The organism is Ewingella sp. C233 (assembly GCF_055407225.1).
On record NZ_JBUZRI010000005.1, the window covers coordinates 218,641 to 229,635 of the forward strand.

At 49.8% G+C, this 10,995-nt stretch carries 13 protein-coding genes; 7 read left to right on the forward strand and 6 right to left on the reverse strand.

The window, feature by feature from the left end; translation table 11 throughout:
• The first annotated feature begins 137 nt into the window (after nucleotides 1-137).
• Nucleotides 138-533, forward strand: a complete 396-nt coding sequence (locus ACZRKO_RS20235; RefSeq protein WP_463739028.1) for a (R)-mandelonitrile lyase — start codon at nucleotides 138-140, stop codon at nucleotides 531-533.
• 54 nt (nucleotides 534-587) lie between these two features.
• Here ACZRKO_RS20235 and map read toward each other — a convergent pair whose 3' ends face one another.
• The 3 genes from map to ACZRKO_RS20250 form a co-directional block, all read right to left on the reverse strand.
• Entirely contained in the window at nucleotides 588-1,349 is a 762-nt protein-coding gene (gene map / locus ACZRKO_RS20240; RefSeq protein WP_463739029.1) for a type I methionyl aminopeptidase, read from the reverse strand.
• Nucleotides 1,342-1,596: a ParD-like family protein gene (locus ACZRKO_RS20245; protein WP_463739030.1), complete on the reverse strand. Its 255-nt coding sequence runs from the start codon at nucleotides 1,594-1,596 to the stop codon at nucleotides 1,342-1,344. Before ACZRKO_RS20245 ends, map begins: the two co-directional genes overlap by 8 nt.
• A gap of 98 nt (nucleotides 1,597-1,694) precedes the next feature.
• Entirely contained in the window at nucleotides 1,695-2,612 is a 918-nt protein-coding gene (locus ACZRKO_RS20250) for an AraC family transcriptional regulator (protein ID WP_463739031.1), read from the reverse strand.
• 133 nt (nucleotides 2,613-2,745) lie between these two features.
• On the opposite strand from ACZRKO_RS20250, the gene ACZRKO_RS20255 reads away from it, so the two are divergent.
• Complete coding sequence (locus ACZRKO_RS20255) at nucleotides 2,746-3,648, forward strand: SDR family oxidoreductase (RefSeq protein ID WP_463739032.1); 903 nt, start codon at nucleotides 2,746-2,748, stop codon at nucleotides 3,646-3,648.
• Nucleotides 3,649-3,734: 86 nt separating this feature from the next.
• Nucleotides 3,735-4,145 carry a VOC family protein gene (locus ACZRKO_RS20260; protein WP_463739033.1) on the forward strand — a complete coding sequence of 137 codons (411 nt, stop codon included), beginning with the start codon at nucleotides 3,735-3,737 and terminating at the stop codon, nucleotides 4,143-4,145.
• Between the two features lie 70 nt (nucleotides 4,146-4,215).
• Here ACZRKO_RS20260 and ACZRKO_RS20265 read toward each other — a convergent pair whose 3' ends face one another.
• Complete coding sequence (locus ACZRKO_RS20265; RefSeq protein ID WP_463739034.1) at nucleotides 4,216-4,422, reverse strand: hypothetical protein; 207 nt, start codon at nucleotides 4,420-4,422, stop codon at nucleotides 4,216-4,218.
• Between the two features lie 162 nt (nucleotides 4,423-4,584).
• Here ACZRKO_RS20265 and ACZRKO_RS20270 point away from each other — a divergent pair, with 162 nt between their 5' ends.
• The gene (locus tag ACZRKO_RS20270) at nucleotides 4,585-5,025 is read left to right on the forward strand and encodes a nucleotide triphosphate diphosphatase NUDT15 (RefSeq protein WP_463739035.1); all 441 of its coding nucleotides are present in this window, start codon (nucleotides 4,585-4,587) and stop codon (nucleotides 5,023-5,025) included.
• Between the two features lie 773 nt (nucleotides 5,026-5,798).
• Here ACZRKO_RS20270 and ACZRKO_RS20275 read toward each other — a convergent pair.
• Together ACZRKO_RS20275 and ACZRKO_RS20280 are read right to left on the reverse strand one after the other, a co-directional pair.
• A complete protein-coding gene (locus tag ACZRKO_RS20275) occupies nucleotides 5,799-6,269 on the reverse strand; it encodes a hypothetical protein (RefSeq protein ID WP_463739036.1) in 471 nt (156 codons plus the stop codon).
• Nucleotides 6,256-7,134 carry a winged helix-turn-helix domain-containing protein gene (locus tag ACZRKO_RS20280; protein ID WP_463739037.1) on the reverse strand — a complete coding sequence of 293 codons (879 nt, stop codon included), beginning with the start codon at nucleotides 7,132-7,134 and terminating at the stop codon, nucleotides 6,256-6,258. Before ACZRKO_RS20280 ends, ACZRKO_RS20275 begins: the two co-directional genes overlap by 14 nt.
• 747 nt (nucleotides 7,135-7,881) lie before the next feature.
• On the opposite strand from ACZRKO_RS20280, the gene ACZRKO_RS20285 reads away from it, so the two are divergent.
• From ACZRKO_RS20285 to ACZRKO_RS20295, 3 genes are all read left to right on the forward strand, one after another.
• Nucleotides 7,882-8,271, forward strand: a complete 390-nt coding sequence (locus tag ACZRKO_RS20285; protein ID WP_463739038.1) for a winged helix-turn-helix domain-containing protein — start codon at nucleotides 7,882-7,884, stop codon at nucleotides 8,269-8,271.
• A 209-nt stretch (nucleotides 8,272-8,480) separates the two neighbouring features.
• Complete coding sequence (locus tag ACZRKO_RS20290; RefSeq protein ID WP_463739039.1) at nucleotides 8,481-9,359, forward strand: hypothetical protein; 879 nt, start codon at nucleotides 8,481-8,483, stop codon at nucleotides 9,357-9,359.
• Nucleotides 9,360-9,394: 35 nt separating this feature from the next.
• Nucleotides 9,395-10,995: ESPR-type extended signal peptide-containing protein (locus ACZRKO_RS20295; RefSeq protein ID WP_463739040.1), on the forward strand; the 1,601-nt coding region annotated here is incomplete at its 3' end.

Genomic DNA, 10,995 nt, shown 5'->3' on the forward strand with positions numbered 1-10,995 from the left:
CAAATCCAAATTAGCAAAAGGAGATTTCCCGCACGATTGATGAGAGCAGCTCATAGGTTCTAGCAGATTTCACCCTATGGTTATGTGTCACAAATCGGGGTAATTTAAATCTAACGCAGGATAACTCTGAGGAAAACATGAAAATTATTCACAGCGGTACCCAACCTTCCAAAGCCGGTCCGGCAGAATATTTCACCGGCACCGTGCGCATTGACTCGCCGTTCAGCGGCACTGAACCGGCCCGCGTAGGCGGAGCTATCGTGACTTTTGAACCGGGTGCCCGCACCGCATGGCACACCCATCCACTGGGGCAGACGCTGATCGTGACTCAGGGGCGTGGCTGGATACAGAAAGAGGGCGGGCCAATCGAAGAGATCAATCAGGGGGATATCGTCTGGATCCCTGAAGGGGTTAAGCACTGGCACGGCGCGACATCACAAACTGCCATGACGCACATTGCGATTGCAGAATCACTGAACGGCAGCCCGGTAGAGTGGCTGGAAAAAGTGACAGATGCGCAGTATCAGAAATAGCTGAGGCGTGAAATCAGCGGGGGAAGGCCCCGCTGAGAGAAAACGCGTGAAGACTTAAGGCCAGGGAGTCAGCACCTCGTGGCCCTCTTTGGTCACCAGCACCATGTGTTCCCACTGGGCGGACAACGAATGATCTTTTGTCACCACGGTCCAGCCATCTTTTAAGAGTTTCGAATGGCGCTGACCGGCGTTGATCATCGGCTCGATAGTAAACAGCATCCCTTCTTCCAGTACCAGACCTTTGCCTGGCTGACCGTAATGCAGCACCTGCGGATCTTCGTGATAACCCTGCCCGATACCGTGACCGCAATACTCTCGCACCACGCTGAAACCTTTCCCTTCCGCAACGCTGGCGATGGCAGAGCCGACGTCGCCCAATGTGGCACCGGGACGCACTATGGCGATACCGGCATTCATGGCTTCTAGCGTGGTCTCGACCAGACGGCGGGCCAGAATGGAAGGTTCCCCGGCATAAAACATACGGCTGGTGTCGCCGTACCAGCCATCTTTGATCAGCGCAACGTCAACGTTAACAATGTCGCCTTTCTTGAGCACTTTTTCCGACGGGATACCGTGACAGATCACGTGATTGACCGAAATACAGGTGGTTTTATCGTAGCCGTGATAACCGATGTTAGCCGGGATCGCCTGCAATTCGTTGACGATAAAATCGTGGCAAAGCTGGTCGAGATAATTTGTGGTGACGCCGGGCTGGACATGCGGCTCAATCATTTGCAAAACGCGTGCGGCCAGTCCACCTGCGATGCGCGCTTTGGCGATACCTTCCGCCGGTTTGATAAAAGTGTTGTCAGTCATTGCTGGATTTCCTTGCGGTGACGCCATCGTTGAGCAGGGTTTTAATACCGTCGAAACGTTCGGTGGACTCTGCGCTGGCGCGAACCAGCAGCTGGCAGATATCACGGTGAGAAAGGTCAGGGTGCATCTCCATCAGCATGCCCACTTTCATCCAGTGTTCTGCCTGCGCGTTCATCGAACGGGTGAAGGCCAGACTGGCAATGCGCAAATTCTCATGCATCATTTCGGATATTTTTATTATGCCCATATCGGGTTCCTGCGGTATATGGTTTATATATGTTTTGTATATTAACCGTATCATACCCAGCGGCGGCCTGACTGACAACCCCTGCCTCTTTATGCGTTTTATTCGGCAGCAACCCGGCTGTATTGCCGCGGTGAGCTGCCGAGCGTGCGCTTAAACGCCGTGCTGAAGGCGCTTTCTGACTCATAACCCAGCGACAAAGCCACCGCAGAGACCGGATCACTGCCGGTGGTCAGCCGGTCGGCAGCCAGCAACATACGCCAGCGCGTCAGGTATTCCAGCGGCGAATTGCCGACAGCTTGTTTGAACTTCAGTGAAAACACCGAGCGCGACATACCGGCCCGTTCGGCCAGAGACTGGACTGTCCAGCGGTGTGCGGGGTCCTTGTGCATTGCGTTAATGGCTTTGGAAAGCTGTTTATCCGCCAGCGCCGCGAACCAGCCGCTGCCGCTGCTCTCAGACGCACTGGCCATATGCATACGCAGGGCTTGTACCAGCATCATGTGCGCCAGATGTTGGGCAATCAGCAGGCTGCCCGGCTGCGATTCACGCAATTCCTGCATCATGCTCTCTACCGCCCAGCGCAGCATAGCCTGATCCGGGGCTTTCGAGATATGCACAATCGGCGGCAACATGCCGAGCAAAGTGGCAACGTTATGGCCACTGACCGCAAAACGGCTGCCGACCAGCGAGAAACTGCCGCCGCCGTTATAGATCACCACGCCGCCCTCGCTTGAACCGGAGAACACCGCGGTGGCATCGGCGGCAGGCAGGCTCAGATCACTGGCCAGCCTGAATGGTCGACCGCTCGGCAGGACAAAACAGTCGCCGGTTTTTAAATGTACCTCGCCGGGTACGGAGTCGACAGCCAGCCAGCACTCTCCCGAAACAATCACGTTGCATTTTATGCACTGAATATGTTCGGGAAAATGCAGTGCCCAGCTTCCGCCCGCCTCAAATCCAGCAGACATATAGCTCTGTGCTTTAAGCAGCGATAACACATCGGAAAGAGGATCCATCAATGACTCCGGACGATTACAAAGATAATGCGGACATTAGCGCATAGATCGTCTTTTCATCAACCTCTATATTGATTCCCAGTGGGCTGCTTTTGCGGCCATCTTCAAACAGTGAGCGACAGGGGAAATCCAGATGCGTGTATTCGTGACAGGGGCTACAGGTTTTATTGGTACTGCCATAGTGAAAGAGTTGCTGGCCGCCGGTCATCAGGTGACGGGGCTGGCGCGTTCGGACGTCTCTGCACAATGGCTGATTGCCGCCGGAGCGCAGGTTCACCGGGGGGATATTGAAGATACTGACAGTTTGCGCCGGGGTGCCGCCGCCGCTGACGGGGTGATCCACGCGGCGTTTAATCACGATTTTTCGAAATTCCAGCAAAATTGTGACAACGACTGGCGGGCGATTGAGGCGCTGGGGGCCGCACTGGCGGGTTCAGAGCGTCCGCTGGTGATCACCTCCGGGACGGCGCTGTTATCACCAGGATATCGGGTGACGGAGCGGGAACCGCTGCCGGTGAGTTACTCAAACCCGCGTATGGCGTCGGAGCTCGCTGCTGCGGCGGTTGCCGCCACGGGCGTGCGGGTGTCGGTGGTACGTCTGCCGCCTTCCGTGCATGGCGCTGGAGATCACGGCTTTGTGCCGATGCTGATTGCGCTGGCGTGTGAGAAACGGGAAGCCGCGTTTGTCGGGGAAGGTACCAACCGCTGGCCCGCGGTGCATCGCGTTGATGCTGCCCGTCTGTTCCGTCTGGTGCTCGAGCAGGGCGCGCAATCGGCCATTTATCACGGCAATGCGGAAGAAGGGGTGGCGTTTCGTGATATTGCCGGGGTTATCGGCAGACACCTCAACCTGCCTGTTGTCAGCAAAACGCCGGAACAGGCTGCCGGGTATTTCGGCTGGTTCGCGCATTTTGCCGCCATTGACAACCCGACCTCCAGCCAGCAGACGCGCGACCTTCTGGGATGGGATCCGCAGCAGCCTGGCCTGTTAGACGATCTGGATAACGCGGGGTATTTCTCCGGCCCGCTGGCGTAATCATCGCCCATGCAGCGCCAGTTGCTCAGGTCATCAGGGTGGACTATGTTGAATGTCAAATGGACGGTCACTGTATGAGGAAAACAATGAAACCAGTTATCAGTATGATCACCCTGGGCGTGCGGGATTTACAGGTCGCGACGGCATTTTATCAGCAAGGGCTGGGGCTTCCGCGTCTGGAGTTCGAGTCCGCCGGTGTGTGTTTCTTCCAGCTTGCAGGTGCCTGGCTGTCGCTGTTCCCTCTGGAAGAACTGGCGAAGGATGCGGGAGTTGACCCGGCAGGTAGCGGTTTTCGGGCCATGTCACTGGCACATAACGTGGCCAGTGAAGCCGAGGTCGATGAGGTGCTGGCGCTGGCGGTCAAAGCCGGTGGCACGCTGGTGAAAGCGGGTCAGAAAGTGTTCTGGGGAGGGTATTCCGGCTATTTCGCCGATCCTGATGGACATCTCTGGGAAATCGCCTTTAATCCCTTTATGCAGGTAGGGCCGCAAGTCTGATGACGTTCATTGCTCTCAATAAAAACCGTCTGCTTTTAGCAGACGGTGAGAGGGGCTGAAAAATACGGTTTTACTTCTTCTCGACGGCGGCCTGAATGGCATCCGCCAGCGTACTCACGTACTTTTCTGTGGTTTTCAATTGGTACTCAACGCCGTTACCGTCGTTGGTATCGGACAGCGTGGCTTTCAGCAACTCCAGCGCGGCCTGTACGGCCAGTAAACGGCGCTTCTCTTCGCTGGTGGCGTTACCGTCTGAACCAAAATAATTATCCAACATCACAATCTCCTTATTGATCATTCAACTTCCGAAGTGACCATAGTACAGGGCCCGGCCCAGAAAGGATAAATATTGCCTCAACGTGCGGTGCAATCAGCGCTTTAACGTCACTTCCCCGCCAGGGTATTATTTTTGCCAACGTATTTGACTGAGGAGTAAGTGATGTTAATTCCACAAGTTGGTGTCGGTGTGCTGATTTTCCAAGACGGACGGTTATTGCTCGGGCGCAGAAAAGGCAGCCACGGTGCCGGATGTTGGTCCGCGCCGGGAGGCCATCTTGAATTTGGGGAAATGCCTGAGGCGTGTGCACGCCGCGAAGTGCTGGAGGAAACCGGCCTTACGCTTGGGTCGCTTATTCGCGGGCCGTGGTGCAACGATATTTTCACCAGTGAGCAGAAGCATTACGTTACCCTGTTTTGCATCACGCAACGGGCTGCAGGGGACGATGAACCGGAAAACCGCGAACCCGAAAAGTGTGAAGGGTGGCAATGGTTTGACTGGCATGACCTTCCGCAGCCGCTTTTCCTGCCGCTGAAAAACCTGATTGAAGCCATGGGACCACAGGCAGACAGCCGGACGCTCACGGAGTGGGGTGGAATTTAGTCACGTGCGTTATCGGTATCTATATCGGTATCTATAAATTAGATTTTCCTCATCTTTCTTATTATTACTGAGCATAAAAACATGTGCTTAAAAACAGTGTTGACACCCTGCTGAGAACGAGTAGATTAGAACTCAGCACCGGCGCAAACGGCAATGAAAAGTCTACTAGCACGGTGGTTTAAATAACTGTAAATACAGTTATAAGTTCAGCAGTCAATAGAGTGCGATAAATGTCTCGAAGTATTGTAGTGTGGGTGATTCGAATCTGGGATTGTTATTTGTTACCCGTTCGATGAAGCTTTAAGGCCACGCAGTAACGCTGTGCAATCGCATGCCGGGAACGAAACGCGATGATGTAAGGTCTTGTTGTAAGGAGTTATGTTCGCGATTAGGGTACGTAAGTATGAAATCGAGAATGTCGCGACGAAAGTAAGGCAACGCATCAAAGAGTATATATCGCGAGGGTGATGTACCTCACATAACCAAATTATTTTTGAAATGGTTACGTGAACTAAACAGGATTGTCATCTCATTCAATCATTTATCGGAGGGCAAGAGTATAGAGCGTTAGCAATATATCCTGTGAGAAAATGTACATCTATTGAAGTAGTATTTAGTGTAGTTCTAAGTAACTAAGTTGATTAATGTTAAATATCAAGTCTGTAGTACCTTAAAAGCCCTGGCAATCTTGCCGGGGCTTTTATCTTTGTGGCTGCGGACAGAGTAAAAATAACGTTTTGTTCCCTCTGCTAGTGCTCTAGTGCTGTCCCATCCTAACTCTTGTTTATCATACAGGAGAAAAGTGGAGTATCACTTTGAACGAAGAGGTAGGAAGACGCATTTTGTCTTTTGAGCTGGATCGTCAAACCACGATCGTTATAAAGGTAGAAATCCGGAGTGAATGTGTTGAGCAGGGCGACGCTTTCTTTGTCATCATACTTATTGGATGAAACCATAATGATCGAGTCCCCCTTTCTCCAGTAGTTGAAGGAAAGTTTCTTGTTGATTTTATCAATCTCCACCCCATCCCTCTTAAAAGACCCTGAAGCCTCCAGTGTGCCGGTACCCCCATCAAAGTGATAGTTCATTAAGGTTGTGTAGTAGGTATTATTCTTTGAGATCACCACTTCAGCCTGGCACGAAAAATGATTTTTTTGGTACATCGTGTACCCAATGTACGTTACGGGGGAAATGGCCGCGACGACCAAGAGGGTAAGCCAGACCACGTTTTTACTGTTTATCATTGCTTGCCTCCAGATAGATATAGCTCAGACACTGAGCATCATTATTTTCTGCAGGGTGATCACACATGAGTATGCTGGAGCCTTCCGGGAGTCGGTTGATCGTCAAATAGGCATACATATTCTCTGTACAGGTGACTCCGCCAATTTCTGAAAAGGTACTGAATGCCCGGGTGGCGACCTCTTTATTATAATAAGAAGAGTTAAGGGTGCAGCCATTCACTTTTCCAACGAGTTGGTAATCAGAAAAAAATGAGCTTCCTGGTCTCTGTTGCAGGTAGGCCGTTATGCTCAGGACACAGAAAACTAACGCGGCAAGATAATAATAACGGGGCTTTATGTTACCGCGAGGGGGGGCTGAAACTCTGTCAGAGGCTGGTAGAGCTGGGGCTCTAATTTGCTCTGCTTCAGATTTAACCTCAGCGAATAACTGTGCAACCGGCTCTTTGTTAATGCGTTCTTGTGGTATGACTTCAATCGGTGTGGAAAAAGGGCTCTCTGTACTCTTCTCAGCAGTGAGCTGCGGCGTAGGCTCATATATAACGGCTTCGCCGGTGAATTTAACCCCAATTTTGGGTACTGTCTGAACAATGTTCTCTTCTATACCGGCAGACTTCAGGCTTTTTCGCACGATAGCAATATTTTGATATAGCGCATTAGCGCTGACAAACGCCCCATTTTTGCCCCAAATATGCTCGAAAAGGAATTTTTGACTGAGTATTTCTCCCTTATTTTGCACCAGCAAAAGCAGGCACTGACTGGCAGGCGTATGTAACGTCACTTTGACGGCTTCCGAACCTGTGGAAAATAAGTAGTTGGCATCGGAATCGAAGATCACGTGGTCATTGATGAGGTATTTCATGTTCATTTTTGCATCTGTTTAGTTGAAGTACTCCTTTAAGTGTATACCATCGAGCAAAGTACGTAATGCATAAGGAGTGAATGCGATCGAAAAATCTAATTAAGATTTTTTTTGTTAAAAAACAAACAGTTAAAATCAATAGGTTTATTTATTATGCCCGTAAAAAGTTCCTTGAACAATTTTTACCCTATGTTCTTATTAAGCTTAATTCAAAATACATCACTTTCCTCGCCTCACTTCCCCGTTTAGTCTGTATCTCAACGCCACTGCCGTAGGATGTTTTTCTGGTGTGACAGTCTTTTTTATCCTTAAAATCAGGAAACTACATGATTATACCACTTAATGGGTGGTAGTGATGAGGAGGAGTATCGAATGGGATGTTCAGAAAAAGACTACGAAAAATCTAAAAATATACCGAATAGGAAACATGGGGTTAGATATGTGATTGGCATAATACTCTTGTAAATGGTTATTTTTCGATTTTTTAAGCTGAGCATTGTGAGGTGTACCAATTTTGATGTTTTACACCATTCATTTGTATTTTATTGGTGAATGATGCTGAGTTTGTATCTTTTATAGGAATAAATGATATGAAACGATCATGGCGGATGAGTCATCCTAGATAGTGCCGTATGTATTGTAAGATCGTAGTGGGAACATATAATCAGCCACATTAATGATATGGGTAATATATGTCTGCTAAATACATGGATGCTGGCCTTGGTTTGTTTTTTCGACTAACGGGTAAAGTAAATGGACTATAAATTGTACGGTTTTTTAATTGGTAAAGACATTCACTTTGATATTGGAAGCAAAAGGCTTTATCGCTTTTCGGTTGACTGTACTGAAAGAAATTTGATGTTTGGATCGGTATTTTTCAACGACACCATGATGCAACTTTTTCTTTATCTATTGAGCCATGCCCGTATGCAAAAAGTAACCAAAGATGAGTTGCTGAGCAAAATTTGGGAAGAGAATAATCTGAGTCCATCGACGCAACGTCTGTGGCAAGTACTCAATAAACTTAACAAGAAACTGACCATGGTAGGCCTTCCTGAGGACTTCATTCAGAACGCCAAAGGAACGGGTTATATTATTAATTATCCCGAAATACTCCCGCTATATTGTGAGAGCTTTGAATAATTCCACTAAACATGGTTAATATTCGATAATTATGTAAATGAAAAGATCTCAAATCTAATACACGTGACCCGCTAAAGCAGGAAATATCAACGCCTGCTTGTGTAATATATTTGCAACATTAATAAATATTGTTAATAACGCCTTTTTATCATGAAAAGTCATTCGGCCATTTTATGCTGGAATGCTCTCTCTGAGAATATTCTTAATAATTGGTCGCTATCTTATTCATTTATAAAAACAGGCCTAATTACCCATTCATTAAATACGAGTTTTTTATGATAAATATCAAACTAGGAATGTATCGGTTTAAGCCGACTATGCCTGTAGCCCGTGCTATTTCACGATCAACAGTATTGCCATTGTTAATGCTGGGTTCGCTGTTGACGTTTAGTCAATTTGCTGCCGCTGATGGTCAGGTTAATTCAGTGCGTTCTGCGCCGGGGCAATCTGCGGCAGCCGTGGATCCTGCGACGCACCATGCGGCGTATGTCGCTGTGTTTCAAGACGCCGTGGCCAATGATTTGACGGGATATCCGCAGGTCGCCCGTAAAGGCTATGACCTGTTACAGGGTACAGAGTTAGAAACGCAGAGTGCGACCCCTTCTGCGGTCAATCTGGCCGTGCTTAATCAATTCGACGCAGCAAAAGCCGCGTTTGGCAAGATTGCAGCCGGGAAGAGTACACAGGAAGCGCAATACGCCAACCTGTGGCAACTGTGGCTGACGGCCCGCACCTGGACAGGTTCTCCGGCCTCATTACAAAAGCAACTGGCGAAAACCGCAGCGAAATATCACTTCACTTATTCACGCTATCAGACGATTGCCAATCTTTATTCCGGCAAGGGCAGCTCTGAAGCCATTTTTTCTGCTGTGAAATCGATGCCGGAGGACAGCCTTCTTGCAAAAGGAGACGCGTACACCGAAGCCACGTTTTTCACCGGCAGCTATTTGCAATATGTCGCACACAACAATAACGCAGCTCTGAAGTTATATGAGCGCGAACAGGTCCATTTGAATAACACCTCATTGGAAAAACCTTTGATCAATACGGCCACAGCAACCCTGCTGGCTGCAAACCACACGCTTTAACTTAGCCCTGACGTTACGTCAGGAAAGGATTATGGATGAACAAGATATACCGTTTAGTATGGAGTTCAACGCAAAAAGCCTGGGTTGTCGCGGGTGAATTTGCAGGAGCAAGAGGGAAAGGTACAAGCTCTCTACGCATCGCAAAACGCGTCGGTGGCGTGTCAGGCTTTATCGCCGCAGCGCTGATGGCATTCCCAGCCGATGCATGGGTTGCCGGTTCAGGCACCAGTAGTGCTGCTCTGGATAATAACATTGCGACGAATACCTCAATCAACGGAGGTACAGCCACTGCTACCGGCAATGCAACGGCTATTGGCCCAACTGCGGTAGCAAGCGGAGCCAGTGCTACCGCAATTGGCCAGTCATCGACCGCCTCCGGTGTGGATAGCATCGCTCTCGGTCATTCTGCCAGCTCGGCTGGTAATAACTCTCTGGCTGCAGGTCGTGGTGCTTCTGTAGATGCAAATTCAACGGACGGCGTTGCAATTGGCAACGGTGCAACACTGACCAACAGTGTGGGAAGCGTCGTCATAGGCAGTGGATCCAGTGCTAGTTACTATGCGGGGACAGGCGCCATGCAGGTTGTCATTGGTAACAAAGCATCAGCAACCGGTGTATCAGCAGTCGCACTCGGAGATGGAGCAAAGGGGAACGCCAATTCGACAATAGCAATTGGTTCGGGGGCAAGCGCCAGTGCAACAGCATCTTCAGCGATGGGTTGGGGAGCTGACGCTAGTGGAGAAGTATCGGCAGCTATCGGGACTCAGGCGAATGCCTCCGGTACTAATTCTCTTGCAGTAGGTTACAAGGCAACGGCTTCAACGGATAACAGCGTTGCGCTGGGAGCAGGGTCCGCCACTTCGGCTGCAGCATTAACTAACCCGGTTTATGTACCTAAGGGCGCTAACGCGGCTGATATGAAAGGTACACCAAGTGGCGAAGTTTCTGTTGGTGCTTCAGGTGCTGAGCGCCGTGTCACTAACGTGGCTGCCGGTGCTGCACTGACCGACGCGGTTAACGTTTCGCAACTGAAATCTGTTGCTGATGAAGCCGTACAGTACGACAAAAATGGCAATGGTACGGTTAACTACAACAGCATGACGCTGGGCGGTACGACCTATAACACCACCACCAAAACGGGCGGTACTCGTATAACAAATGTCGCTGCCGGAATTAACGGCGGAGATGCTGTCAATGTCGACCAACTGAACGACTCCGTCACTAAAGTTAAAACACATTATTACAGTGTTAACGACAATGGTGTCCAGGGTGCTAACTATAGTAACGACGGTGCGAAGGGAAATAACTCTCTGGCTGCAGGTATTGGTGCTTCTGTAGATGCAAATTCAACGGAAGGCGTTGCATTGGGCAAAGGTGCAACACTGACCAACAGTAGAGGAAGCGTCGCCATAGGTAATGGCGCAAGTGCTACTTACTCTGCGGGGACAAACGGCATGCAGGTTGTCATTGGTAACAATGCATCAGCAACCGGTGTATCAGCAGTCGCACTCGGAGATGGAGCAAAGGGGAACGCCAATTCGACATTAGCAATTGGCTCAGGGGCAACCGCCAGTGCAACAGCATCTTCAGCGATGGGTTGGGGATCTGCTGCTAGTGGTATGGCATCAGCTGCTAT